At 72.4% G+C, this 25785-nt stretch carries 24 protein-coding genes; 11 read left to right on the top strand and 13 right to left on the bottom strand.

The window, feature by feature from the left end:
- Positions 1-37: 37 nt before the first annotated feature.
- Together ACA089_RS09840 and ACA089_RS09845 are read right to left on the bottom strand one after the other, a co-directional pair.
- Positions 38-3058 carry a TonB-dependent receptor gene (locus ACA089_RS09840; protein WP_372016324.1) on the bottom strand — a complete coding sequence of 1007 codons (3021 nt, stop codon included), beginning with the start codon at positions 3056-3058 and terminating at the stop codon, positions 38-40.
- Positions 3055-4587, bottom strand: coding sequence for a transglutaminase-like domain-containing protein (locus ACA089_RS09845; protein ID WP_372016327.1), 1533 nt, complete (start codon positions 4585-4587; stop codon positions 3055-3057). The genes ACA089_RS09840 and ACA089_RS09845 overlap by 4 nt, the downstream gene beginning before the upstream one ends.
- Before the next feature lie 169 nt (positions 4588-4756).
- On the opposite strand from ACA089_RS09845, the gene ACA089_RS09850 reads away from it, so the two are divergent.
- The 7 genes from ACA089_RS09850 to ACA089_RS09880 all read left to right on the top strand — a co-directional run bounded on the left by ACA089_RS09850 (position 4757) and on the right by ACA089_RS09880 (position 11316).
- Positions 4757-6211, top strand: coding sequence for a C40 family peptidase (locus ACA089_RS09850; RefSeq protein WP_372016330.1), 1455 nt, complete (start codon positions 4757-4759; stop codon positions 6209-6211).
- Positions 6208-7305, top strand: a complete 1098-nt coding sequence (locus ACA089_RS09855) for a dipeptide epimerase (RefSeq protein ID WP_372016333.1) — start codon at positions 6208-6210, stop codon at positions 7303-7305. The genes ACA089_RS09850 and ACA089_RS09855 overlap by 4 nt, the downstream gene beginning before the upstream one ends.
- A gap of 43 nt (positions 7306-7348) precedes the next feature.
- Positions 7349-8197: a MurR/RpiR family transcriptional regulator gene (locus ACA089_RS09860; RefSeq protein ID WP_372017747.1), complete on the top strand. Its 849-nt coding sequence runs from the start codon at positions 7349-7351 to the stop codon at positions 8195-8197.
- 21 nt (positions 8198-8218) lie between these two features.
- Positions 8219-9070, top strand: a complete 852-nt coding sequence (locus tag ACA089_RS09865) for a L,D-transpeptidase family protein (RefSeq protein ID WP_372016335.1) — start codon at positions 8219-8221, stop codon at positions 9068-9070.
- Entirely contained in the window at positions 9067-10329 is a 1263-nt protein-coding gene (locus ACA089_RS09870; RefSeq protein ID WP_372016336.1) for a dicarboxylate/amino acid:cation symporter, read from the top strand. The genes ACA089_RS09865 and ACA089_RS09870 overlap by 4 nt, the downstream gene beginning before the upstream one ends.
- A gap of 79 nt (positions 10330-10408) precedes the next feature.
- Positions 10409-10909, top strand: a complete 501-nt coding sequence (locus ACA089_RS09875; protein WP_372016338.1) for a hypothetical protein — start codon at positions 10409-10411, stop codon at positions 10907-10909.
- A 95-nt stretch (positions 10910-11004) separates the two neighbouring features.
- On the top strand, positions 11005-11316 hold the full coding sequence (locus ACA089_RS09880) for a hypothetical protein (protein WP_372016340.1): 312 nt from the start codon (positions 11005-11007) through the stop codon (positions 11314-11316).
- Between the two features lie 30 nt (positions 11317-11346).
- Here ACA089_RS09880 and bglX read toward each other — a convergent pair whose 3' ends face one another.
- Both bglX and ACA089_RS09890 read right to left on the bottom strand, forming a co-directional pair.
- On the bottom strand, positions 11347-13536 hold the full coding sequence (bglX, locus tag ACA089_RS09885; RefSeq protein WP_372016342.1) for a beta-glucosidase BglX: 2190 nt from the start codon (positions 13534-13536) through the stop codon (positions 11347-11349).
- A 228-nt stretch (positions 13537-13764) separates the two neighbouring features.
- Positions 13765-14115, bottom strand: a complete 351-nt coding sequence (locus ACA089_RS09890) for a BON domain-containing protein (protein WP_372016343.1) — start codon at positions 14113-14115, stop codon at positions 13765-13767.
- A gap of 199 nt (positions 14116-14314) precedes the next feature.
- Here ACA089_RS09890 and ACA089_RS09895 point away from each other — a divergent pair, with 199 nt between their 5' ends.
- A complete protein-coding gene (locus tag ACA089_RS09895) occupies positions 14315-15364 on the top strand; it encodes an oxidoreductase (protein WP_372016345.1) in 1050 nt (349 codons plus the stop codon).
- On the opposite strand, the gene ACA089_RS09900 is transcribed toward ACA089_RS09895, so the two are convergent.
- The 5 genes from ACA089_RS09900 to ACA089_RS09920 all read right to left on the bottom strand — a co-directional run bounded on the left by ACA089_RS09900 (position 15351) and on the right by ACA089_RS09920 (position 19420).
- Entirely contained in the window at positions 15351-16676 is a 1326-nt protein-coding gene (locus ACA089_RS09900) for a hypothetical protein (protein WP_372016347.1), read from the bottom strand. The genes ACA089_RS09895 and ACA089_RS09900 overlap by 14 nt on opposite strands.
- A 41-nt stretch (positions 16677-16717) precedes the next feature.
- The gene (gnd, locus tag ACA089_RS09905; protein ID WP_372016348.1) at positions 16718-17626 is read right to left on the bottom strand and encodes a phosphogluconate dehydrogenase (NAD(+)-dependent, decarboxylating); all 909 of its coding nucleotides are present in this window, start codon (positions 17624-17626) and stop codon (positions 16718-16720) included.
- Between the two features lie 64 nt (positions 17627-17690).
- The gene (locus ACA089_RS09910) at positions 17691-18353 is read right to left on the bottom strand and encodes a hypothetical protein (protein WP_372016349.1); all 663 of its coding nucleotides are present in this window, start codon (positions 18351-18353) and stop codon (positions 17691-17693) included.
- Between the two features lie 58 nt (positions 18354-18411).
- Entirely contained in the window at positions 18412-18924 is a 513-nt protein-coding gene (locus ACA089_RS09915; RefSeq protein ID WP_372016351.1) for a DUF1993 domain-containing protein, read from the bottom strand.
- Between the two features lie 58 nt (positions 18925-18982).
- Positions 18983-19420, bottom strand: a complete 438-nt coding sequence (locus ACA089_RS09920; RefSeq protein ID WP_372016353.1) for a hypothetical protein — start codon at positions 19418-19420, stop codon at positions 18983-18985.
- 163 nt (positions 19421-19583) lie between these two features.
- Between ACA089_RS09920 and ACA089_RS09925 the strand changes: the two genes are divergently transcribed.
- Positions 19584-21038: a GGDEF domain-containing protein gene (locus tag ACA089_RS09925; RefSeq protein WP_372016355.1), complete on the top strand. Its 1455-nt coding sequence runs from the start codon at positions 19584-19586 to the stop codon at positions 21036-21038.
- 9 nt (positions 21039-21047) lie between these two features.
- Here the strand turns inward: ACA089_RS09925 and ACA089_RS09930 are convergent, their stop codons facing one another.
- Complete coding sequence (locus ACA089_RS09930) at positions 21048-21401, bottom strand: cupin domain-containing protein (protein ID WP_372016357.1); 354 nt, start codon at positions 21399-21401, stop codon at positions 21048-21050.
- Between the two features lie 199 nt (positions 21402-21600).
- Complete coding sequence (locus ACA089_RS09935; protein WP_372016358.1) at positions 21601-22251, bottom strand: DUF4136 domain-containing protein; 651 nt, start codon at positions 22249-22251, stop codon at positions 21601-21603.
- 170 nt (positions 22252-22421) lie between these two features.
- Here ACA089_RS09935 and ACA089_RS09940 point away from each other — a divergent pair, with 170 nt between their 5' ends.
- Positions 22422-22856, top strand: coding sequence for a VOC family protein (locus ACA089_RS09940; RefSeq protein WP_372016360.1), 435 nt, complete (start codon positions 22422-22424; stop codon positions 22854-22856).
- A 42-nt stretch (positions 22857-22898) separates the two neighbouring features.
- On the top strand, positions 22899-23453 hold the full coding sequence (locus tag ACA089_RS09945) for a phasin family protein (RefSeq protein ID WP_372016362.1): 555 nt from the start codon (positions 22899-22901) through the stop codon (positions 23451-23453).
- A gap of 37 nt (positions 23454-23490) precedes the next feature.
- Here the strand turns inward: ACA089_RS09945 and ACA089_RS09950 are convergent, their stop codons facing one another.
- Together ACA089_RS09950 and ACA089_RS09955 are read right to left on the bottom strand one after the other, a co-directional pair.
- Positions 23491-24387: a DUF2950 domain-containing protein gene (locus ACA089_RS09950; protein ID WP_372016364.1), complete on the bottom strand. Its 897-nt coding sequence runs from the start codon at positions 24385-24387 to the stop codon at positions 23491-23493.
- A gap of 14 nt (positions 24388-24401) precedes the next feature.
- Positions 24402-25769 carry a DUF3300 domain-containing protein gene (locus ACA089_RS09955; RefSeq protein WP_372016366.1) on the bottom strand — a complete coding sequence of 456 codons (1368 nt, stop codon included), beginning with the start codon at positions 25767-25769 and terminating at the stop codon, positions 24402-24404.
- Between the last annotated feature and the right edge of the window lie 16 nt (positions 25770-25785).

Raw genomic sequence — 25785 nt, forward strand, 5'->3', positions numbered from 1 at the left:
CCGGGCCGAAGCCCGGCGCGCGTACGGCGCCAGCCGGTCAGAAGTTCCAGCTCACCACCAGCTGCGCGTAGCGCGGCGACTGCCAGCGGGTGCCGGTGCCGAAGTACGGGCGCGGCACGCCCGGGTTGGCCTCGTAGCGGCCGCGCACGTTGATCACCTCCTGCTCGTTGAGCAGGTTGTAGATCGAGAACCGCGCCTTCAGGTCGATGCCCTCCACCGGGAAGGTCCAGGTCACGCTGGTGCCGAGGTTGTAGGTCCACGGCATGCGGCCGAAGTCGCCGCGCGGGGTGTAGTCGTACACCCGGCCCTGCCAGGGCCCGGAGCAGTTCTGCACGCACAGCCAGCCGCTGCCGCCGCCGCTGCCCTCGCTGGTGAAGCTGGCGACGGCGAAGTTCTCGTCCGGCCAGGTCACGCCGAAGGCGGTGATCGGGCCGCCCGACAGCGCGGTGAAGGTGCCGCCGAAGGTCCACATCTCGTTGAGCTTGTAGCTGCCGCGGAGCTTGATCTGGTGCTCGTGGTCGTTGAACAGCACGCCGTAGCGTTCGTTGTTGGCCGGGTGGTCCCAGTGCTGGACCATGCCGGTGTCGCCGTAGTTGGTGTCGGAATTGACCGGGCCTTCGTGGTTGCCCTCGGACTTGGACCACAGGTAGGACGCGTTGAACGCCCACTTGTCGTCCCAGGCGCGGTCGATCTGCAGTTCGATCGCCTTGTAGGTCCGCTCCGGCTGCGAGTAACCGATGATGCGGTTGCTGCCGACGGTGATGTAACCCTCCTTGGCGGTGTCGATCGTCACCCAGCCGTCCTGGGCGCACCCCATCGCGGTGGTGCCCCACAGGGTCATCTCGTCGCCCGGGTTTGCGATCGGGAACAGGGTGCCGTGGCGCACGCCGCAGAGCGCGTTGATGCGGACGTCGTCCAGCGCGTTGTCCATCTTGCGGTAGGTGCCGTTGACGCCCCAGGACCAGGCCTGGTTGATCATCGCCTGGAAGCCGAGGATGAACTCGTCCTGGAACACCGCGTCCAGGTCGCGGTCCACGCTCTGGCGCAGGTCGCCGACGCTGATGTTCATGTCGTCGTCGACGGGGCCGATCTGGGCGCCCAGCACCGGCGCCATGTAGGACGACCCGGTGACCGGGTTGGTCGCCGGGCTCCAGCCGCTGAGCGCGTAGTAGGTGTACTCGTCGATCAGGCCGCCGGCGAAGGTGTAGTTGATGTTGTTGGTGACCGGCAGGTAGTAGCGGCCGGCGTTGCCGAACAGCTTCATGCGGCCGTCGCCCTGCACGTCCCAGGAGAAGCCCAGGCGCGGCGACACCAGGTCGTCCATCTTGATGAAGGCGTCGCCGGTGGCGGTCTTGTTCTCGAACGCGTCCACGCGCACGCCCAGGTTCAGCATCAGGCCGGGGGTGACGCTCCACACGTCCTCGATGTACCAGGCATTGGCGGTGGTCTCGAACACGCCGCCGTCGATGCGCCGGCGGCCCATCACGAAGGAGTTGACGCCGGGCGGCAGGACCGCGTCGTTGCCCAGCACCTGGTTGGCGCTGGTGCGGCCGTAGACGGTGTAGCGCTGCTGGGTCGGGCCGGGATAGAAGGTGCTGCGGTCGGTGGTCATGACCTCGCGGTCCAGGCCGAAGCGCAGCAGGTGGTCGCCCAGCGCCCACTCGAAGTCCAGGCGCCCCACTTCACGCTCGTCCTCGTGGTCGACCACCGAGGCGCTGGTGCTGGGATGGCAGCTCACCGGCGGCCGCCCCATGGCGGCGTAGGCCGCACCGTAGCTGGCGTTGTCGATGATCACCTGCGAGCAGGGGCCGTCGGACGCGGAGAAGACCTGGCTCTGGCTCTGGTTGATGCCGTACATGGCCTTGGCGGTGAAGTTCTCGCCGAACTGGCCGGTGTAGGTGATCGAGCCGCTGTTGCCGCCGGTCTGGTTGGTGTTGCTGCCGGTGTAGGAGGTGGCGACCGCGTTGGCCCAGTCGTAGGCGTAGGCGTCGCCCAGGGTTTCGGTGTCGTCGGAGAAGGCCAGCAGTTCCAGCCGGTGGTCGTCGGTGATCACCCAGTCCAGCTTGGCGCCCCAGAAGCCGTCGCTGTTCTCGGTGGTGGTCCAGGTGTTGCCCAAGGCGTTGGTGAAGCCGGCGTTGCCCTCGCGCTGTTCGTACATCGCGAACATGAACAGGCGGTCCCGGATGACCGGGCCGGATGCCCAGACATTGGCCTTCATGAAGCTGTCGCGATCATGGCTGGAACGCACGTTGATCACGCCGTCGTCGTAATAGTGGTCGTCGGCGCTGGCCTGCCAGGCGCTGGGCTCGAAGGTGAAGGTCACGCCGCCGTCGAACTCGTTGCTGCCCGAACGGGTCACCGCGTTGATCACGCCACCGGTGCTGCGGCCGAATTCCACCGAATAGCCGCCGGTCTTGACCTGGAACTCCTGGAAGAAGTCGAACGGCGCGGTGGAGAAGCTCTGCCGGCGGTAGAAATCGGTGACGTTGAGGCCGTTGATGAACACCGAGTTCTCGGCCACCGACGAACCGCCGAACGAGATGCCGCCGAAGGAGGAGTTGCCGCCGACCACGCCCGGCGCAAGCAGCGCCACCGAGGTCAGGCTCTGCTCGACCGGCAGCCGCTGCAGCTCCTCGCGGTTGATGTTGGTGGCGACCTCGGTGGAGAACACGTCCACCCGGTTGACCACGCGCGAACCCACCACCTCCACCGCGTCCAGGTTGACCAGGTTGCCCTCGGCGCCCAGGTTGACCGACGTGGTGCCGCCGACGGCGACGTTGACGGTCACCCCCTCGCCCACCGGCTGCCCGCCGCGCACGACCTGCAACCGGTAGTCGCCGATCGGCAGCTGGGTCAGGCGGTAGCCGCCGTCGCTGCCGACGGTGACCGTGCGGCTGGCGCCGGTGGCGTTGTTGGTGACGACGATCTGGTCACCGGCGCTGGCGCGGCCGGCGACCGCGCCGGTCGCGCTCTGGGCCATGGCCAGCGGCGCCATCGCGCCGATGCACGCACCCAGCGCCACGCAGAGCGCGGCCTTCCTGAAAGTCCTGCTGTTCATCCCCGTGTCTCTCCCACAGTGGTGTTGAAGTTGTCCGCGCCCGTGCTGGTGGCGTCATTGCCTGTTGGCAGCATCTGCCATTCGAACCGGTAGTCCCATTGGTCGAAATAGAGGTTCCCGCCGCGCCACTCCGCCTCGCCGCGCTGCGAATCCACGGTCTCGGAACGGAAGTGGCGCTTGGCTGGAACGAAGTCCCGCGAAAAATCGTCGTTGAACGCGATCCGGTAGGCGTCCAGCCCGCCGAGGTAGAACCAGCGCAGCGCCGGGTCGTCGCTGGCGAGCTGGCCGGTGGTCACGTCCATCGGCACCCAGCCGTACGGGGCCAGGTACAGCCAGCCCCAGTCGTGCATGTTGTCGTAGGCGATCGCGTCGTCGGAGAAGACCCAGCCGGACTGCCACCGCGCCGGGATGCCGTTGAGCCGCAGCAGCGCCATCAGCAGCAGGGTCTGCTGCCCGCAATCGGCGTGGCCGGCGCGCAGGGCGTAGTGGCTGATGTTGGAGATCGTCGAGTACTCGCGCGCGCCGGCCCACGGGATCCGGTCCACCGCCTCGAACAGCCGGCGCGCGACCTGGTACGGATGGGTCTCGCCGGCGACGACCTTGTCCGAGAACGCGCGCAGCTCCGGGGTGAACACGATGTGCGGCGGCTGCTCGCGCAGGTACGGCGCCAGCGCCGGGTCGTCCGGGGTCGCGGTGACCCGCTGCGGATCGATCGCGAAGTGGCGGGCGTGGACGGTGACGTCGTAACTGACCGAGAACTCGGTCGGCCGGCCCGCGACCGCGGTGCGCTCCATGTAGGCGGTGCGCTGCAGGGTGCCTTCCGGCGCCACCGTGCCGCCGGCGGGCACGGTCCCGAGCAGGCGGATGTCCTCCTGCTGGCCCTCGATCGCGCGCGGATACGGGATCCAGGCGCGCACGGTCTCGCCGGCGGGCACCGCATCGGCATCCACCACCAGCGACTGGGTCACCCGCAGGCGCCGCGGCGCCACGCTGGTGGCGCCCGCGCGCGCGGCGGCGACCACCTCGGCGTGGTGCGGGTTGAGGCGTTCGTTCGGGCCCTCGCTGAAGGGCTTCACCGGCGGCGCGCGACGCGCGGCCGCCTCCGGGCTGAGCCGGTACAGGTTGGAGACGGCGCGCTTGAAGTAGCGCGGCTCGCCATCGATGTCCATGCGCTCGACCAGGCCCGCCCGGTCCCACGCGTCGAATTCGGACTCCGCCAGGTCGGGGATCGACCGGCGCGCCTGCGCCAGTGCCGCGGCGCGGTCCAGGGTGAAGTCCAGGCGGATGCGGCGCATGCGCTCGCGTTCGAACAGGAACGCCTCGCGCTGCGCGTCGCGCAGGCCGGGCTCGGCCAGCGCGGCGGCGATCATGGTTTCGGCGCCGCGGAAGTTGCCGCTGTCGATCGCCGCGACGGTCTCCTCGATCGTCGGCGGCGGCAGGCTGGCCTGCGCGGCCGCCATCGACATCGCCAGCAGGCACAGCGCCGGCCACGCCACGCGCCGGCCGGGACGCGCGGGGCGCGGCGGCATGCGGCTGGCGGAAGGCTGGCAACGGCGGACATCCACGACGACACTTCCCGGGTGCGGTGGTGATGGCTGGTGTAACACGGGTCTGGTAGTGGGTCAATAATTTATTCTTGACTGCGCGGATATTCGGAATAACTATTCTTCGGCACGCCCACGGGGAGGACCGGCCGTCATGAGTGCCGTGAATGGATCACCGAGCGCAGGACGCCGGACATGCCGCCGCCTGCGCGCGCGCTGGTGCGCCGCGCCGCTGCTGGCGCTGCTGCTGCCGGCCGCGCTGGCGTGGGCGGGCCAGGCCGACGCCCCCACCGCGGTCGTCGACGTCCGCCAGGCGGACCTGGACCCGGACCACTGGATCGCCCTGCTGCCCGATCGCGACCGGGTGATCCTCGACCGCGCCGGCATCGCCGCGCAGAACGCGCGCATGCGCGGGCAGGACAAGGCGATCCACGACCTCGCCGCGCTGCCCGACCCGCTGCCCCGCGCGTTCGTGCGCGAGCAGGTCCAGGCGTTGTCCGCGCCGCCAGGGCGCGCCCTGTTCGACGTGCGCGGCGTGCCGGTGCCGCAGCGCGAGCTTGACGCGCTGCAGCGCGCGATCGCGCTGGATGCGATCCCGGACGGCCAGCCGCTGCGCTACGGGCTGGTCGTGCACCGCGCCGCGCTGCGCACCTTCCCGACGGCCCTGCGGGTGTTCAGCAGCGCCGGCGAGACCGACATCGACCGCTTCCAGGAATCGGCGCTGTTCCCGGGCGACGCCGTGGCGGTCCTGCACCGCAGCCAGGACGGGAAGTGGCTGTTCGTGGCGAGCGAGCGCTACGCCGCGTGGATCGAAGCGGCGCACGTGGCCGTCGGCCCGCGCGAGACCGTGCTCGGCTACGGCCGGCGCGCGCCATACGTGGTCGTCACCGGCGCCACCGTGCGGACCACCTACACGCCGGAAGAGCCGCGCGTGTCGGCGCTGCAGCTGGACATGGGCGTGCGCCTGCCGCTGCGCGCGGACTGGCCGCCGACGCAGGCGGTCAACGGCCAGCATCCCTATGCCTCGCACGTGGTCGACCTGCCGGTGCGCAACGCCGACGGCGGGCTGGCGCTGGTGCCGGCGCTGGTTCCGCGCGCGGCCGACGTCTCCACCGACTACCTGCCGCTGACCCCCGCCAACCTCGTGCGCCAGTCGTTCAAGTTCCTCGGCGAACGCTACGGCTGGGGCCACAGCTACGACGCCCGCGACTGCAGCGGCTTCGTCTCCGAGGTCTACCGCAGCTTCGGCATCCTGGTCCCGCGCAACACCCGCGACCAGGCGGTCAGCCCGGCGCTGGACCGGATCGCGTTCCAGCCCGGCGACAGCCGCGAACGGCGCATGGCGGCGGTGCGCGCGCTGCAGACCGGCGACCTGGTCTACATCCCCGGCCACGTGATGATGGCGCTCGGCCACCAGCGCGGCCTGGCCTTCATGATCCACGACACCAACGGCGGCAGCTGGCGCGGCGCGGACGGAAGCCGCGTGCGCGCCGGGCTCAACGGCGTGTCGGTCACGCCGCTGGAGCCGATGCTGTTCGGCGACACCGAGACCTACGTCGACCGCATCACGAACATCCAGAGGATCCGGCCGCGGGCCACGACCCCATGAAGATCACGGACATCGAACTGGGCATGCTGCGCGTGCCGCTGAAGACGCCGTTCAAGACCGCGCTGCGCACCGTCGACACCGTCGAGGACATCGTCGTGCTGGTGCGCACCGACACCGGCCACACCGGCTACGGCGAGGCGCCGGCCACCGCGGTGATCACCGGCGACACCCACGGCTCGATCATCGAGGCCATCGACCGCTTCATCAAGCCGCGCCTGATCGGCCAGGAGATCGCCAACCTCAACCGCATCTGCGGGCTGGTGCAGGGCGCGATGGAGCGCAACACCAGCGCCAAGGCCGCGGTGGAGATCGCCGTCTACGACCTGTGGGCCCAGCTCTACGGCGCGCCGCTGTACAAGATGCTCGGCGGTGGCGACCCGGTGATCACCACCGACATCACGATCTCGGTGGACCACATCGACAAGATGGTGGCCGACTCGATCGCCGCGGTCGAACGCGGCTTCGACTCGCTGAAGATCAAGGTCGGCAAGGACATCGGCCTGGACATCGAGCGGGTGAAGGCGATCCACGCCGCGGTCGAGGGCCGCGCGCTGCTGCGCCTGGACGCCAACCAGGGCTGGACCGCCAAGCAGGCGGTGTACGCCATGCATGCGCTGGAGGATGCCGGGGTCCTGCTGGAACTGCTCGAGCAGCCGGTCAAGGCCGCCGACATCGAGGGCCTGAAGTACGTCACCGAGCGCGTGCACACCCCGGTGATGGCCGACGAGAGCGTGTTCGGCCCCAGCCAGGTGTTCGACCTGATCGAGCGCCGCGCCGCGGACATCATCAACATCAAGCTGATGAAGACCGGCGGCCTGTCCAACGCGATCCGGATCGCCGACATCGCCTCGCTGTACGGCGTGCAGTGCATGATCGGCTGCATGATCGAGTCGGCGATCTCGGTGGCCGCGGCCGTGCACCTGGCGGTGGCCAAGGCCGACACCATCACCAAGGTCGACCTGGACGGCCCCTCGCTGGGCCAGTTCAACCCGGTCGAGGGCGGGGTGATCTTCGACGAGTCGGAGATCACCATCACCGACGCGCCCGGACTGGGCATCCGCGAGATCCGCGGGCTGGAACCGTTGCCGCGCTGACCACGGTTGCCAGGTGCGCCCGACCCGGATGAAGATCAGCCCCATGCCGCCGCTGGTGAAGATCCGCTCGGAACGCGACCACATGTCGGCGATCGAACGCCGCATCGCCGATTTCATCCTCGACAACGCCCACCTGCTGCGCGACTACTCCTCGCAGCAGCTGGCCAGCGCCCTGGGGATCAGCCAGTCGTCGGTGGTCAAGTTCAGCCAGAAGTTCGGCTTCCGCGGCTATCCGGACCTGAAGTACAGCATCGGCCAGGCGGTGGCGCGCAATGGCGCCGACGCGCCGGCGCTGGCCGCGCCGGTGGCCGAGGGCGACGAATACACGCGGCTGGAGGACAGCCTGCGCCGCAGCAAGGCGGCGGCCGAGGAGGAAACGCGGCTGCTCAACCCGCGCGAGGGCATCGAGCGGATCGTCGGGCTGGTCGATGGCGCCGGCAAGGTGTTCGTCTGCGGGCTGGGCGACGACGGGCTGTTCGCCCGCGAGTTCGGCATGCGCCTGTCGCTGCTGGGCGTGCTCACCGTGCACCACAACGATCCGATCCTGATGATGGCCAACCTGTCGGCGGCGCGGCCCGGCGACGTGCTGCTGCTGTTTTCCGAGTTCGGCCAGCTGCCGCAGCTGTCGCAGATCAGCCGCCAGTTCCACGCCTGCGAGGGCCAGGTGGTGTCGATCACCCGGCATACCGCCAACCCGCTGCGCGCGCATGCCGACGCCTCGCTGGTGGTGTCGGCGCACGATCCGTCGCCGCACGTGGAGGCGCTGCTGTACCGTTCCTCGCTGCAGTACCTGCTCGACTTCCTGTTCGTGCTGCTGTGCCAGGCCAACCCGGACCGGCACCGCCAGCTCGGCACCAACCTCGAACGCATCCGGCACCTGCTGGATACCTGACCGAAGGCGCCCGCCCCCCGCATGACCGCCCGCCCCTCCGCGCCACGCCGCGCCACCCGCTTCGCCTGGCCGCTGCTGGCAGCGCTGGGCCTGGCGTGCGCGGTCGCCGCCCTCGCCGGCCCCTCGACCGGCGCCACCCGCGCCACCCGCGCCGATCCGCTGCACGGTGCGCGTCAGCTGGTCCTGGTGACGGTCGCCGGCTGGGACGCGGGCCAGGGACGGCTGCGACGCTACGAGCGCGCCGGCGATGGGGCCGCCTGGCGCGAGCTGGCCGCGTTCCCGGTGAGCATCGGCCGGCATGGCAGCGCCTGGGGCACCGGCCTGCTCGCCCCCGCCGACCAGGGCGAGGGCCCCCGCAAGCGCGAGGGCGACGGACGCAGCCCGGCCGGCGTTTTCGCGCTGGGCCCGGCATTCGGATACGCGGAGGGCGTGGCCAGCGGACTGCCGTACCAGGCGATGGACGCGGGCGACTGGTGCATGGACGTGCCGGCTTCGCCGCATTACAACCGCATCGTCGACGCGCGTGAGGTCGGCCAGGCCGCGGTGAAGGGCTCCACCGAGCCGATGCGCCTGGACCTGCACCGTGACGGGGATCCGCGCTACCGGCTCGGCTTCGTCGTCGCGCACAATCCCGGCAACGAGCCCGGCGGCGGCAGCTGCATCTTCGCCCACCTCTGGCGCACGCCGGGCGAGCCGACCGCCGGCTGCACGGCGATGGCCGACGCGGACATGGAAGCACTGCTGGCCTGGCTCGACGCGGACCTGCAGCCGCGGTTCGTGCTGCTGCCGGAAGACGAATACGCCCGCCTGGCGGGGCGCTGGGGCTGGCCCGCGCCGTCGCCGCGCGCTCCCGGCGACGGAGCATCGCGATGAGATGGCCGGGCGCGACCACGCGCGTGCTGCTGGCCCTGGCCGCCGGCGCGGTCGCCGGCCTGGCGCTCGCGCACTGGGCGCCCGACGCGGCGGCCAGCGCCGCCGGCATCGCCCAGCCGATCGGCCGGCTCTGGCTCAGCGCGCTGCAGATGACGGTGGTGCCGCTGGTGCTGGCGCTGGTGATCCTCGGCGTGGCGACCGCGTCCGACGCGGCAGCCTCCGGCCGGGTCGCGCGCCGGGCCATGGTGGTGTTCATCGCGATGCTGTCGTTCTTCGCCGGATACGCGGCACTGGTGGCGCCCGCCCTGCTCTCGCTGGTGCCGCGCAGCCCCGCGCTGGCGGCGACGCTGCAGGCCTCGGCCACCCACGTCGATGCGGCTGCCGCCGCGCCGTCGCTGGCGCAATGGATCGGCAACGTCATCCCGTCCAACGCGATCATGGCCGCCGCGCAGGGCGCGATGCTGCCGCTGGTGGTGTTCGCGCTGTTCTTCGGCTTCGCCCTCACCCGGATCGACGCCGAGCGCCGCGTCCAGGTGATCGGCCTGTGCCATGGCATCGCCGACACCATGATCGTGATCGTGCGCTGGGTGCTGCTGGCCGCCCCTATCGGCGTGTTCGCGCTGATGCTGGCGGTCTGCGCCCAGGCCGGGCTCGGGGTGGTCGGCGCGCTGGCCGGCTACATCGTCCTGCAGTGCGCGATGTACCTCGGCGCCATCGCCATGTGCTACGCGCTGGTGATGGTGTTCGCGGGCCGCTCGCCGGCCGCGTTCGCCGGCGGCATCCTGCCCGCGCAGGTCGTGGCCGCCAGCACCCAGTCCTCGCTGGCCTCGCTGCCGGCGATGCTGGAGAGCGCACGCGACCGGCTGGGCCTGCCGCGCGCAGTGGCCGCACTGGTGCTGCCGATGGCGGTGACCCTGTTCCGCATCACCAGTCCCATCCAGTACGTGGTGGCCGCCGCGTTCGTGGCCTGGGCCTACGGCATCGACCTGACCGCGGTGCAGCTGGCCGCCGGCGCCGCGCTGGCGGTGGTGATCAGCCTCGGCTCGGTCGGCCTGCCCGGCCAGGTCAGCTTCATGGCGACGGTCATGCCGGTGACCCAGTCGATGGGCCTGCCGGTGGAACCGCTCGGCCTGCTGCTGGCCGTGGACACGATTCCCGACGTGTTCGCCACCACCGGCAACGTGACCGGCGACCTCACCGCCACCGCCATCGTCGCGCGGCGCAGCCCCGAGGCCGCCGAGCCGCCGGCCGCGGGCTGAATCGACGCGCGCGGCGATCACGTCCGGCTCACCGCACGCGGTCGACAGTGGCGGCCCCACCCGAGTCGCGGAGCGCGCCATGAAGACCCGACGCATCTACGCCACGCCCAACCTGGCGGCCGCGCAGGCCGCCCTCGCCGCCGCGCGCGATACCGGCATCGACCTGCACTCGCTGTCGCTGATCGCGCGCTCGGACATCGAGATGGAAGCGGTGCCCGACGAACTGCGCGAAGCGCACACCGACACGGTCCCGGCCGCGTTGCGCGGCGCGGCGGGCGGCGGCGCGGTGGGCCTGGTCGCCGGGCTGATCGCGGTCGCGGTGCCGCCGCTGGGCATCACCCTCGCCGGCGCCGGGCTGATGGCCGCGGTCGGCGCCCTCGTCGGCAGCTGGTCCTCGGCGCTGGTCGGGGCGAGCATCCCGGACCCCGTGCGCCGCCGCTTCGAGGAAACCATCGAAGCCGGGCAGATCCTGCTGGTGGTGGACGCGGAGGACGAGGCGGAGGCCACGCGTGCGGAAGCGGCGATCCTGCGCGCGGGCGGCACCGCGCTGCCGTACGAGTCCGCCACCGCGGTCAGCTGAGCGCGGCGCGGATAACCTCGCGCTCACGGCGCCGACCACGTGGATTAACCGGCGCACCGCTAGGTTCGGGGTTCACCCATGAACGAGGAACCGACATGAGCCCGCAGCCCGGCTACCAGATCCCCGGACGCGCACCGGTCGAACCGTTTCCGGATTCCAGCTACTGGAACCAGCAATTCAGCAGCGAGCCGTATTTCCTGGAAGGCGACAGCTACGACGACTACGACCCCGCCTACCGCCTCGGCTACGGCGCGCGGCGCCGCCATCCCGACCGCGATTTCGCCAGCCTCGAAGCCGACCTGCAGCGCGAATGGGACGCCAGCAAGGGCGCCTCGCGCCTGGACTGGGAACGGGCGCGCCGTGCCGTCCAGCGCGCGTGGGAGCGCGGCGAGCCCCACGGCATGTGACCCCCGGCGCCCCTCGGCGACGGCCCGTCGTCAGGCCAGGGTGAACCCGGCCGGCGTACCGGCCGTCGCCGAAGGCGCCACCCAGGCATCGAACCGTCCCGGCTCCACGCCGAAGCGCCCATCGGCGCGGGTAAAGGCCAGCTGGGCCGCCTGCAGATGGAAGCGGACTTCGCGCGATTCGCCGGGCTGCATCACGATCTTGCGGAAATCCTTCAGTTCGCGCACCGGCCGCACCCGGCTGCCGACGCGGTCGTGCACGTACAACTGGACGACTTCCTCCACCGCGCGGGTGCCACGGTTGCTCACCGTGGCCCACGCTTCCAGCACGCCGTCCGGCGCGATCACGGGCGCACTGACGACCGTGGGCCCGTATTCGACCGGGGCATAGCCCAGGCCGTGGCCGAACGGGTACAGCGCGGTGTTGGGGTATTCCCGCCACCGCGCCTTGAACTCGGACATGTCCGGTGTCTCCGGACGCCCGGTGCGCGGATGGTTGTAGAAGAACGGCTGCTGTCCCGAATCGTGCGGAAAGCTCACCGGCAGGCGCCCCGACGGGCTGTAGTCGCCGAACAGCACGTCGGCGACCGCATGTCCGGTCTGGCTGCCGAGGAACCAGGTCACGAGGATCGCCGCGGCGTCGCGGACCGCGCCTTCCAGCGCCAGCGCGCGGCCGTTGCGGAGCAGGACCACCAGCGGCGTGCCGGTGGCGGCCACCGCCTCGGCCAGTGCCTGCTGCACCGGCGGCAGGGTGATCCGCGTGCGCGACTGCGCCTCGCCGCTGTAGCGCTGCGGTTCGCCCAGCGCGAGCACGACCACCTCGGCCCGCCGCGCCGCCGCCACCGCCGCCTCGATCCCGCCGTCGATGGCCTCTTCCATCGAGCAGCCATCCACCACCTCGAGCGACGCCGTCGCGCCGGCCGGAAGCGCGGCGCGCAGCCCCGCTTCCAGGGCGACGTAGCGCGAGCGGTCGCCGAACAGGGTCCAGCAGCCCTCGATGTTGTCGGTGTCGCGCGCGAACGGACCGACCAGCGCGATGCGCGCGTCGCGGCGCAGCGGCAGCACGCCGCCTTCATTGCGCAGCAAGACGATCGAGCGGCGCGCCGCGTCGCGCGCCAGTGCCTCGTGCGCGGCCAGGTGCGAGGTATCGGATTCCCGCGCCGGATCGAGCGAGCGGTACGGGTCGTCGAACAGGCCGATCGCGGCCTTCACCGACAGCACCCGGCGCACCGCCTCGTCGAGCGCGGCCATCGGCACCTCGCCCGATTCGACCAACGCCGGCAGGTGGGCGGCATAGAAACCGCTCTGCATGCTCATGTCCATGCCCGCGCCGAAGGCGCGCCGCGTGGCGTCGCGGTCGTCCTCGGCATAGCCGTGCGCGACCAGTTCCATGTCCGCGGTGTAGTCGGACACCACCAGCCCGGGGAACTGCCACTGCTCGCGCAGCAGCCCGGTCAGCAGCGCGTGGTTGGCGCTGGCCGGCACGCCGTTGATGTCGTTGAACGCGGTCATCACCGCCAGCGCGCCGGCATCGAGCGCGGCCTTGAACGGCGGCAGGTGCACGTCGTGGAGCGTGCCTTCGGAGATCTCGACGTAGTTGTAGTCCATGCCGGCGGCGACCGCGCCGTAGGCGACGAAATGCTTGGGCGTGGCCAGCAGTGAATCGGCGGCGCGCAGGTCGCCGCCCTGGAAGCCGCGCACGCGCGCGGCGGCGAACGCGCTGCCGAGGACGGTGTCCTCGCCGGCGCCCTCCGCGCCGCGGCCCCAGCGCTGGTCGCGGGCGATGTCCACGGCGGGCGCGAAGGTCCAGTGCAGGCCGGCGGCGGTGGCCTCGACCGCGGTGGCGCGGGCGGTGCGCTCGGCCAGTGCCGGCTCGAAGCTGGCGGCCTCGCCCAGCGGGATCGGGAACACCGTGCGCATGCCGTGGATCACGTCGGCGGCCAGCAGCACCGGGATGCCGAGCCGGCTCTCTTCCACCGCCACGCGCTGGATCTCGCGGCCCTGCACCGCGCCCACGCCGTTGAACAGCGCACCCACGCGCCCGGCGCGCACCTGCTCCAGGACTTCGCCGGCGTTGCGCACGTTCGCTTCCGGGTTCACGTCCGGGGCGAACGGGCGCACCATGTCGGCGAACATGCCCAGCTGGCCGACCTTTTCTTCGACGGTCATGCGCGCGAGCAGGGTTTCGACTCGCGGGTCGGCGGGCTTCACGTCGTTCGGCATCGTGCGGGGGGCTTGCGGGGGGACGGGCCGATTCTAGCGGAGGCCTCCGCCCGTGCGGTCACCGCGCCGTGGTCCGGCCGCCGCGTCGCGTCGATGCCGCATGTAATGCCGGCTGTAACGGATCGCGCAGCCGGCGCACAAGAAAGCGGCGCGGAGCCCTGCTGGCCTCCGCGCCGCCGTGGCGCCCCGTCGTCACTCCGGGACGCCAGCAAACAGCCGCATGACCGGTCAGCCGCCGGCCGCGGGCGTGACCTTCAGCTTCGAGGTGTCGACCTTGCTCACGCCCTGGATGCCGGCGGCGACCTTCTTGGCCGCATCGACCTGGGCCTGGGTGGTGGCGGTGCCGGTCAGGTAGACCACGCCGTTGACGGTGTCCACATCGATCTTGGTACCGGCGACGGCGGTGTCGGCGAGCAGGCTGGACTTGACCTTGGTGGTGATCCAGGTGTCGTCGGCCGGCTGCGAGGACGGCGCCTCGGCGGCGGCCTTCTTGGCCGGCTTCTCTTCGTTGGCGACGGCGACGCCCGACGCGAAGATCGCGGCGAGGGCAGCGGCGAGGATCGTGGTGCTCTTGCGCATGGGTGACCTCCTTGGGCGGGGGATACCGCGGTGTGGGCGCAGTGTGTTTCCGCATGCGTACAGCGGCGGTGAAGCGCGGCGTGAAGGTTGTGCACGATTCAGCGCGGTGATCGCGGCTTGCACGCGCCGCTGGCATCCGCGTTAATGCGTGCGAACGCCGCCGCGCCGCCGGAGCAGGCGCCGCCACCCGGAGCGACCGATGGCCAACGATCTCAATGTCGCCCTGCTGGGCTACGGCCTGGCGGGGAGCGTCTTCCACGCGCCGCTGGTCGCGGCCACCCCGGGCCTGCGGCTGCACACGGTGGTCTCGCGCAATGCGGCCAAGGTCGCCCCGCGCCATCCGCATGCGCGGGTCGTGCCCGATCCGGCAGCGGCCTTCGCCGACCCGGCGGTGGACGTGGTCGTGGTGGCCACGCCGAACGACACCCACGCGCCGCTGGCGCTGGACGCCCTGGCCGCGGGCAAGCACGTGGTGGTCGACAAGCCGTTCGCGCTCGACATCGCCGAAGCCCGGGCCATGATCGCCGCCGCCGGCGCGGCCGGGCGCGTGCTCAGCGTGTTCCACAACCGGCGCTGGGATGCGGACTTCCTCGCGCTGCGCGCGCTGCTCGGACGCGGCGCGCTGGGCGAGGTCGCCGAGCTGCACTCGCATTTCGACCGCTTCCGGCCGCAGGTCCCCGACCGCTGGCGCGACCGCGAAGGCCCCGGCAGCGGGCTGTGGTACGACCTGGGCCCGCACCTGGTCGACCAGGTGCTGCAGCTGTTCGGTCCGCCACTGGCGGTGCAGGCCGACCTGGCGCTCCAGCGCGAAGGCGCGCAGGCGGTGGACTACTTCCACGTGCAACTGCGCTATCCGCGGCTGCGCGCGATCCTGCATGCCGGCGCGCTGGTACCGGGCCACGGGCTGCGCTTCGCCGTGCACGGCAGCGGCGGCAGCTGGCTCAAGCACGGGCTGGATCCGCAGGAGGACGCCCTGCGCGACGGCGCCGTGCCCGGCGGCGCGGGCTGGGGCCACGATCCGCGGCCCGGCACGCTGCTGCAGGTGCAGGCGTCCGGCGGCGTGGCCGAGGCCGGTTCGCCGGCGGTGGCCGGCGACTACCCGGCCTTCTACGCGCGCCTGCGCGATGCGGTCGCCACCGGCGCGCCGCCGCCGGTGGCGGCCACGGAAGCGCTGCAGGTGATGGAGGTCATCGAGGCCGGCCTCGCCAGTTCGCGGCAGCGACGCGAAATCCCGTTCAGCCCGGGCTAGCGGGAGAAGCCGGCGGCGCATGGGCGGTCCGCGCGCCGGCCTCGTCCCCGCACGCACGCAGGCGCTGCCCGATCCAGCGGCGATAGAGCGTGGTGTGCAGGTTGTGCAGGCCCAGCTCGATCGCGTACGGCGTGCGCGGGTTGCGGTCGAGCAGGCGCACGACGTGCCAGCCCACCGGGCGCACGCCCTTGTGGTGCACGTAGACCTCGAAGCCGCGGTAGAACGGATCGTCGAGCAGGGCTTCCATGCGCGCCAGCCCGGCGCGCTGCTGCGGATCCAGCGCCGCGCGCAGCTGCGGGTCCCGCTCCACCAGCAGGCGCTGGAAGTGGCGCACGCCACCGGCACGCAGCCCCCTCGCCAGTTCCCACAGCTGGCGGTTGACCCCGTCGTAGTGGCCCAGCCCGCCGTGGCGGGCGAGCGCCGCGGCGGCCGCCTCGTCGACATCGGCCACGACGAAGTTCTCGGCCTGGTTGTTGATGTCGTCGAGGTAGGACCGGTCGAACACGTGGAACACGAAACCGGGCACGCCCATGAACGCCTGGCGGCCCAGCCGCGAGGTACGCACCGCGTGCCCGTCGGCGAAGAACTCGCCGGCGTGCGCGCCGAGCAGGATGCTGTCGGTGCGATGCAGGGTCAGGAAGGTGCCGATCGACAGTTCGCCCGGGGCGAATTCGGCGTCGAAGGCCGCGTCACCGTAGAGCTCGCGCTGCGTGGCCAGCTGCGCCACCTGGCGGCCGACGCCGCATTCGGACCGGACCCGGCCGCGGTAGAACGCGTCCAGTGCGGTCGAGTTGCCGCCTGATGGCTGGTAGCCGCGGCCGAAGCTGCGGAAGCGCTCCCAGCCCTGCGCCCGTGCCCCGCCCGCACCGAAGCCGATCCAGCCGAGTTGCAGCGCGCTGAAGCGGTAGCCCGGGTTCCCGGCCAGCGCCGCGGTGGCGCGGCGGGTCGCGTCGCCGAGCACGAACATGTAGGCGCAGCGCGTGGCCTGGGTGTCGACCAGGCCGCGCAGCGCGGCCTCGCGCGCGCCGGCGTCCCAATGCGCGGGCAGCGTGACCCGCAGGTCGCCCGCGGCCCGGGCATCGGCCAGGTCCGCGCGCGTGCACGGCAGGCCCGGGTGCACCGCCATCTCCGCCACCGCCGCCGAACGGACCGTCCAGCCGAGTTCCGCCAGCAGGCGCTCGGGGCAGGACGCCGGCGGCGCCGACGCCGCGGCGAGGCCGGACAGGGGCGCGGCGAGCAGCGCGAGCGACGCCAGCCGGCGGCGCAGCGGCGGCGGTGTGGATCTCGGCGGAGGTCCCGGCGGATGGCGCATCGCGCGCACACTGCCGGGCCTGGCATCGTCGCGGCGTGAGCTCAGCCGCGCCTGACCCCGTGGCCGCCGAAGCGGTCGCGCAGTGCGGCCAGCATCTTGTCGGCGAACGAATCCCGGTCGCGCGAGCGCAGCCGCTCCAGCAGCGAAAGGGTGATCACCGGCGCGGCCACGTCCAGTTCGATCGCCTCGGCCACGGTCCAGCGGCCCTCGCCCGAATCGGCCACGTAGGGGGCGATGCCTTCCATCGACGGATTGTCCCGCAGCGCGTCGGCGGCCAGGTCCAGCAGCCACGAACGCACCACGCTGCCGTGCCGCCAGATCTCGGCCAGCTGCGGCAGGTCCAGGGCCAGCGATTCCTTGCGCTGCATGATCGCGAAGCCTTCGGCGTAGGCCTGCATCATTCCGTACTCGATGCCGTTGTGGACCATCTTGCTGAAATGGCCGGCGCCGCTCGGCCCGACCCGGCCCCAGCCGCGGTCGGGCGCCGGCGCCAGGGTTTCGAACAGTGGCCGCAGGCGCTCGCAGGCGCCGGCATCGCCGCCGACCATCAGGCTGTAGCCCTCGGCCAGGCCCCACACGCCGCCGCTGGTGCCGCAGTCGACGAAATGCACGCCGGCCTCGCGGCACTGCGCGGCGCGGCGCTGGCTGTCGGCGTAGTTGGAATTGCCGCCATCGACGACGATGTCGCCCGCCTCCAGCAACGGCCGCAGCGCCTCCAGCGTGGCATCGACCGGCGCGCCGGCCGGCACCATCAGCCACAGCGCGCGCGGCGCCGGCAGCGCCGCGACCAGTGCGGCCAGCGAATCGAAGGTCTCCAGTCCATGCGCCTGCTGCGCGGCCTGGCGCGCCGGCGCGCCCGGGTCGAAGCCGGCGACGCGGTGGCCGCCGCGCTTCAGGCGCGCGGCCATGTTCGCGCCCATCCTGCCCAGTCCGACCATGCCGATGTCCATTGCGGGTTCCTTGCGTGCGGGGCCCACAGCCTCGCACGGCCCCCGGCCGGCGGCCAGCGGCCGATCAGGTGAGCAGCAGGGCGAAGACCAGCACCACCAGCGCCGTGGTGAGCGCGAACGAGGCCAGGACCAGCGCGAGTGCGCGTCCCCAGCCGACCGGGTGCAGGGCACGGAAGGCGATGGTGCGCGCGGCGATGTACCAGGCCACCGCGGCGGCCATCAGCGGCACGCCGGCCGCGTGCAGGCCCGGCAGCTGGGCGAACTGCTCGCCCAGGGAGAACAGGACCACGAACGGGCAGGCCAGGAAGGCCTGGATCGAGAACGGCTCGCGCAGGGTCTCGCGGGTGATCTTCCGCCGCTGCTGGCGCAGGATGCCCACCGCCGCGCCCAGGGCGTACATCGAGAACACCGCCGAGCGGGTCAGCAGCAGCCACTGCTCGCTGCCGAACAGCAGCTGCGCCACCGGCGAGGCCAGCGCCGGCATCTTCACCTTCAGCGCCATCTCCACCACGTGGACCACCACCACCGACAGGATCAGCATCAGCACCGGGCTGATGGTTTCCTCGAACTGGCGCTCGGGCGGCTGCGCCAGTTCCTGGTGGGTGTAGCGGGCGATCGCGCCCGGATGCAGCAGCACCCGCCAGAGCGTGCGTGGATAGAAGACCAGCCAGCCGACGAGCTCGTAGAGGAACTCTTCCAGCGAGCGCAGCAGCCGCATCAGGTCCATGGGGTTCCCGGGGTCGAGGCCGGCGTGCAGGCTGCCCTGCGGCAGGCGCGTGGTGGGGTCAGCCGCGGCCGAGGTAATCCAGCTTCCCCAGCGCCACGCCGTTGTGGCGCAGGATCGCGTAGGCGATGCTGACGTGGAAGTAGAGGTTCGGCAGGGCGAAGCCGGTGAGGTAGCCGAGGCCTTCGAAATGGTGCTCGCCGCGCGGCGTCCTCAGCACGACCGGCCGGGCCTCGCTGCCGTCCACCTGCGCCGGGGTGATGGTGTCCAGGTAGGCGATGGCGCGGTCCAGCCGGGCGTACAGGCCGGCGAAGTCGGTTTCCTCGTCCGGGAACACCGGCGCCTCGACCCCGGCAAGCCGCGCGGCGCCGTTCTTGGCGGTGTCGGTCGCCATCTGCACCTGGTTCAACAGCGGGCGCATGTCCGGCGCGAGCCGGGCCTGCAGCAGCACGCCCGGCTCGAAGCCGCGCGCGAGCGCGTGGGCTTCGCCGAGTTCGAGCACGTGGCGCAGGTTGCGCAGGGCGCGCATGAAGGCCGGCAGGGAGGCGCCGTACATCGAGATCGTCGGGGTCATCGTCCGTTCCTGGGGAAAGGGATCCGCGCGCCGGCCCGGTCCGGCCGGCGCGCGGGTTTCAGCGCAGCCAGCCGCGCGCGCGGCAGCGCCCGGCGTAGATCCACAGGGCCGCGGCGATCACCAGCACCAGCACCGGCATCGCCAGCCCGGCGGGCCCGTAGGCCTGCCAGGCCGGGGTCAGCGCGTAGGAGCCGGCGAACTGCACCACCACCGCCAGCAGCGAGACCGCGAACATCGGCACCGCCCAGCGCCGGCGCGCCAGCAGGCCCACCGCGCCAAGCACCCCGCCGATGACGCCGGCCCCGAACAGCACCAGCAGCCACGGCGGCGTGGCCAGGTAGATCTGCCGGTCGGCTTCGGACAGCGTTGCCAGCCGCGCCTCGTCCATCGTCGCCTGGATCACGAACATCGCCAGCCCCAGCAGGTTCCAGACCAGCGCCAGCGCCGCCACCCACCCGTATGCCCAGGGCCGGATGGCCCCCGTCCGCATCTGCATGCTGCCTCCCCGGCGGCGCCCGTGCCGCGCGGTCGAGCGTACCCCTTCGCCCCCCGGCCCGGCAGTGCCGCGGCCCTAAACCCGCGGCGCGGCCGGCCGCTATTTCCTCGACCCCCACGACCTCGCCCGGCCGCCCGTGCGTGCCGATTCCCCCGGAGCTTCCATGTCCCTCGATCGCGCCTTCCCCGCTTCCGCCGGCGAACCGGCGTCCCCCGCCATCCCCACCGGGCCGCATGCGGTGCTGCCCGCGTTCGCCGACGGGATGGCGGCGCTGCCCGGCGAGCTGGGCGGGCTGGGGAAACGCCTGCAGTCCGCCGCCCGCGGCGAGGACTGGCGCAGCTTCCAGCGGCTGCTCCAGCAGTTCCTGGACAAGTACCTGCAGGACTTCGCCCGCAGCCTGGACGGCGGCGCGATGGCCGAATCGGACCAGCTGCGCGAACTGCTGCGGCAGGCCGTGGGCGTGGCCCTGGCCTCGCTGCTGCAGCCATTGCCCGCGCTGGCCGACGAGTCCAGCGCACTGGGATCCGAACTGAAGGCGTGGCGGCCGGGCAGCGAACTGGCACCGCTGGCGCGCCGGGTCCGCGAACTCTGCCACCAGGTCGGCGTGCACGCCGGCGAGACCGCCGAACAGCAGGCCCTGCTGCTGGGCCTGTTCGACCTGCTGCTGGAGAACCTGGTCGAACTGCTCGAGGACGGCAGCTGGCTGCACGGGCAGGTGGCCGTGGTCCGCGAGCTGCTCGCCGGCCATCCGGACCGGGAGACGCTGGAGGCCACCCGCCAGGGCCTGCGCGAGCTGGTCTACCAGCAGGGCCTGCTCAAGCAGGGCATCGCCGAGTCCAAGGAGGCGATGCGCACGATGATGGTCACCTTCGTCGAGCGGCTGGACGGCATGGCCGCCAGCACCGGCCAGTTCCAGAGCCGGATCGAGAACCACCTGGAGGCGATCCGCGGCTCGCGCAGCATCGTCGAACTGGGCAAGCGCCTGGACGACGTGCTCGAGGACACCGTCGGCCTGCAGCAGCAGGCCATGCGCGCCCGCGAACAGATGCTCGCCGCCCGCGCCGAGGTCGATGCCGCGGAAGCGCGCATCCGCGACCTGGAGTCGCAGCTGCGCGACGCCGGCGACATGATGCGCAGCGACCCGCTCACCGGTGCGCTCAACCGCCGCGGGTTCGAGGACGCCTACGAACGCGAAGCCGGGCGCGCCGAGCGCGAAGGGCGGCCGCTGTCGCTGGCGATGCTGGACCTGGACGGCTTCGGCCGCCTCAACGCCCGCCACGGCCACGCCGGCGGCGATGCGGTGCTGCGCCACCTGGTGGAGCTGGCGCGGGCGGGGCTGCGCACCGCCGACGTGATCTGCCGCCATGGCGGCGAGGAATTCGTGCTGCTGATGCCCGGCACGCCGCTGGCCGAAGCGCAGGCGGTGCTGCAGCGGCTGCAGCGCCAGCTGGCGGCGCAGCCGGCCATGCACGAGGGCCAGCGGATCGTGGCGACCTTCAGCGGCGGGGTGGCGGTGCGCCAGCTGGGCGAGGACCGCGAGCACCTGCTGCGGCGCGCCGACCGCGCGCTGTACCAGGCCAAGCAGGACGGTCGCAACCGGGTCGCCGTCGCCCACTGAGCCCACGGCTCAGCGGCGACGCGGCGCCCTTCCCGCCGGGCGTTCTTCGCCCTCCGCGGTGTACGCCGGCGGCGCGTAGAAGTTCAGCGTCTTCAGCGGCGTGCGGCCGGTGTTGCGGATCTCGTGGCCCTCGCCGCGCTCCACCAGCAGCAGGCTGCCCGCGGCCAGGCGCATGCGCCGGCCTTCCACCACCGCCACGCCGGTGCCCGACACCACGTACAGCCACTGCTCGGCGCCCCGGTGGCGGTTGTCGGGGCCTCCTTCGCTTCCGCCGGGCGCGATCACCATCTGCGCGGCCTGCACGCCGCGGCAGTCCAGCAGCACGCGGAAGCCGCGGCCGAAACGAAGTCGTCGATGCTGCATGCGTTCCCTCCCGGCGGTCGCCCGGACGATCGCCCCACCGGCGTGAACGCGTCGTATCAGCGCGTCGCGCGCGACGTGCGGACCTACTTGCATGCGCTGGCGGACCACCCCGCCCGCGCGCGGGCGCGGTACCGCGGCTCCATGCGACGACGCCCGGCATGGGCCGGGCGTCGCGTGCCGCGGGTGCCGCGTGCGGGATTCAGCGCGGGGCCGGCAGCTGCGCGAGGGTCTGCGTCGCCACCGCGTCCAGCCGCTCCTGCTGTCCGCCGCCCGGAACCACCGTGCCGGTGTTGAGCGCGCGCCAGATCACGCGGATCGAGCGCGGCTCGACCACTTCCACCAGCAGGCCGCCCTCGGTCCGCTCGCGACCGCTGAAGCGGACCACCGGGGCGCCGTCCTCGCTGCGCATGACCAGCTGCGAACAGCCGTCGCCGGTGCACTTCACGCCCGCCATGCGGGTGGTGCCGGGCGGCTCGATCTCCGTCGCCTGGATCTCGCGGAGGTCGCGCACGCCCACGCGCCAGGCGACCAGGAAATCGGCCTCGCCCATCGGCGCCGGACGGAAGCCCTTCGCCTGCAACGCGCCGTCCAGCGCCTGCTGCAACCGGGCGCGGAACTGCGCGTCCTGGACGCGTGCGTCCTGTTCCGGCGCGGTGGTCGCCGGCACCGGCACGAAGGCATAGCGGGACCCGGGCATCACCGAGGCGGGCATGAGCACCGTCACGTGCCCCGGCGCAGGGGTGCTGCGCGCGGCGGCCGGCGAGTACGAGCAGCCGGCGGCGGCGAGCAGGCCGCACAGCAGCAGCGGCGTGGCGAGGACGCGGGCGATGCGGAAGCGGGAAGTGCTCACGGGACGGATCCTTCGTTTCGTAAGGTCGTGCCAAGCATAGCCAATCGGCCGCGCCGCCATCAGCCGCGGCCGCGACGCGGCGCCTGCGTCGCCGATCCGCGCGTCCGCCCCGCTCACGCGCGCTTTACCTGCCGGGGGCAGACTGGCCCTCCGCCCCCAGGAGCCGACGCATGGAAACCCAGCAGCTGCACCGCGGACGCCTGATCGATCACATCCAGCTGGTGGTGCGCGACCTGCCGGCCAGCAAGGCCTTCTACAGCGCGGTGTTCGACGTGCTCGGGATCCCGATGGGCGGCACCGCCGACGACTATTTCTGGGCCGACGAGCTGTTCGTGTCCAGCGCCGACAGCGAGGCCGCGGCCGGTGCCCTCACCGGCCGCCACCACCTCGCCTTCCAGGCACGCGACCGGGCCACGGTCGAGGCCTTCCACACCGTGGCGCTGGCCACCGGCGGGCACGACAACGGCGCGCCGGGCGAACGCCCCTACCACCCCGGCTACTACGCCGCGTTCGTGCTGGACCCCGACGGCAACAACATCGAGGCCGTCTACCACGGCCAGGCCGAGCGCAGCGCCGACTCGGTGACGGTCACCTTCGAGGAATGACCCACGCGCCGCTGCCGGCGCGCCTTCCCCCGGGAGAGCCCCATGACCCCTTCCGCCGCATTGCCCCTCGCCCTGTACAGGGCCAACGTCGACCTGCAGGTCCGCATCGGCGAACTGGTCCAGGCCGGCAGCCGGCACTGGCTCGAGTTCGGCCAGCGCCTGGTCAGCGACGGCCTGGTCGAGAACGGCACCGGGCTGCAGGAGATCTTCCAGGCGCAGGACTGGCGCCGGCTGCTGGCGTTGCCCGCCGACGCGTTCTGGCGGCAGATGCAGCAGCGCTTCGGCGACCAGCAGGCGGCCGCGCAGCTGGCGGTCGCCACCCAGGCCGCCTTCGCCCGCGACCTGCAGGACGCGCTGGCGCGATGGCAGCGCGAAACGATCGAGGCGATGGACCAGGCCGGCCTCGGCCAGGCCGTGCCGGCCTTCGATGCCGACTGGATGGCGCTGTTCGGACAGGGCGCATCGGCCACGAGCCGGGCGGGCGCGGAGCGCCGGCCGGCGGACGCCGCTGCGACCGACGGGACCGGCGCCGCTGGCGGGCAGGCCACGCCAACGGCGGCCTCGCCCGGCAGCACCCGCCGCACGCGCAAGCGCTGAAGGCGCGGCGCCGCCGTGCGGCGCCCGCGCCTGGCGATCAGTCCGCGGCCGCGGTGCTGGTGTCCTTCACTTCCTGCCAGCTGCTGTCCGGGTCGAACGCCGGCATGGCCCGCGCCTCGGCGGCGCCATCGGGACCGAGGTCCTTCTCGAACACCTGCCCGTCGTGGCTGACGATGAAGGTCATCACCCCGCTGTCGCCGTAGCGCGCCGGCCAGGCGACCAAGCCGAAGCCGCGGCTCATGTTGTCGCCAAGCAGGTAGGGGTAGGCGCCGCGCGGCGCCGAGGCACCCTGCGCGTTGAGGATCCGGTAGTGGTAGCCGTGCCATGCGCCATCCGGGGTGTCGTCGCCGAACAGCGGACCCAGCGGACTCTCCCCGCCACCGTCGTCCTCCCAGTAGAGCCCGTCGTGGGCGCCATCGGTGGAGACGAAGCGCTGCGCGTACTCGAGCACGCCGTCGCCGTCGCGGTCCTCGCGCGCGTAGTCCTCCTGCGCGTCGAGGTAGGCGAGCGAGGCCTGGACCGCATCCAGCTCGTTGCGCCCGATCCGGCGCGCGCGCAGTTCGGGCTCGCCGGCCTTGAGGTCGAACGCCCAGCCCGCCGGCCCCTTCACCAGCGGCACCGGCAGGGTCCAGCCTTCCTTGCCGACCGACAGCACGGCATGGCTGGCGTCGGACTTCTCCAGCACGTGGCGTTCGCGATAGCGCGCGAGGAAGGCCTCGGTGTCCTCGCGATCGACATTGTCCAGCGGGATGTAGCGCGACCAGTCCTGGCCGAACAGCGCGGCCAGGCGCGCGGTGTCGGCGCGCTCGGTGCCCAGCGCGGCGACCAGCGCCTCGGCGGCGGCCTCCGGCGTCGGGTAGGCCTGCTGGGCCGCGACCGGGGCGGCGAGCAGGGACAGGCACAGGACCGGGAGCAGGCGCAGGGAAGTCTTCATGTCGGGTCTCCTGGTCAACGGCGGCGACCGCCGCCGCCGCCGCGGGGCGGGGCCGAGCGATGCACGGGGGCTCCACCGCTGCGCGCGCCGGCCGGCCGCTGCGAGGCGGAGTAGCTGTTGTGGCCGCGGCTGGAGGCCGCGCGCGAATGGGAGGGATTGCCGGCGCCGGAGAACGCGCTGCTGTTCTGCGTGGCCTGGCGCCCGGCGCTGGAGGTCGAACGCTGGCGCGCTTCCTGCTGGGCACGCGTATTGGAGGTGGATGGCCGCTGCGCGCCCTGGCCCTGCGACCGCGCGCGCTGTTCCGGCCCCATGTCGCGCGAGGCCTGGCTGGCGCGCTGGCGCGCTTCCTGGTTGCTGGCCGCCGGCGGCTGGATGCCGCTGCGCTCCATCGACTGCCGGGCACGCTCGCGGTCGGCGGTACGCGCCTGCGACGGGTCGCGGCCGCGGTAGGCATCGCGCTGGGCGGCGCCTTCGGTCTGGCGGCCGTAACGTTCGCGGCTGGCATTGTCGCGGTAGGGCACGCCGTCGCGGTTGGCGGCGTTGTGGTTCCACTTGTTGCTGCTGCGGTCGATCTGCCGGTTGCTGTTGATCTCGTTGTAGCGGTTGATGTCGATGTCGATGTCGCCGTGGCCCCAGTCCAGGTCGCCCCACAGCGCGCCGCCGACGGCCACGCCGATGCCGAAGCTCAGCAGCGCCCCGCCGGGGTAGTAGTACGGCGGCGGCGGGTAGTAGTACGGCGGATACGACGGATAGGCCCAGCTGCCGTAGACCACGCTCGGGTTGTAGCTGGGCACGTACACCACTTCCGGGTCCGCCGACTCGATGACGATGGTCTGCGTGGCGGGCTGGGCGCCCTGGGTGGACGCGGCCTGCGTGCTCACCTTCTGCTGCTCGTTCGACTTCAGGTTGCCGGCCTCCTCCGCCTGCCGGCGCAGGCGCTGCACCGACGCCATCACCGCGTCGGGCTGGGCGAGGAACGCATCGCCCATCTTCTGCACCCAGGCCGGATCCTGGCCGAGCACCGCGAGCAGCTGCGGGAAGGCGACCAGCGACTGCACGCTGGGATCCCAGGGCTGGTCGGCGACCTGCTTGACCGCCGCTTCGCCCTTGGCGTCCTTGTGCGCGGCCGACCACTTCACCGCGTCGGCGACATCGCCCGGATAGGTGGAGGCCATCAGCACCTGGGCCAGCAGCGAATCCGGATACAGCGCGATCGGCGCCATCATCTGGTCGAGCTGTTCGGTGCTGAACGTCGACGACGACGCCGGCTTGGCGGACGACGAGGCCGACTGCGGCGCGGCCCGGACCGTGCCGGGGATGGAGCCGCCAGCCACCGCGAGCACCACGGCGGCGGCGAGCAGTTGGGGCGCGGGAATGCGCATGGAGTCCTCCGGTCAC

This window comes from Pseudoxanthomonas fibrivorans, assembly GCF_041464125.1.
In the GTDB taxonomy this organism is placed as follows: domain Bacteria; phylum Pseudomonadota; class Gammaproteobacteria; order Xanthomonadales; family Xanthomonadaceae; genus Pseudoxanthomonas.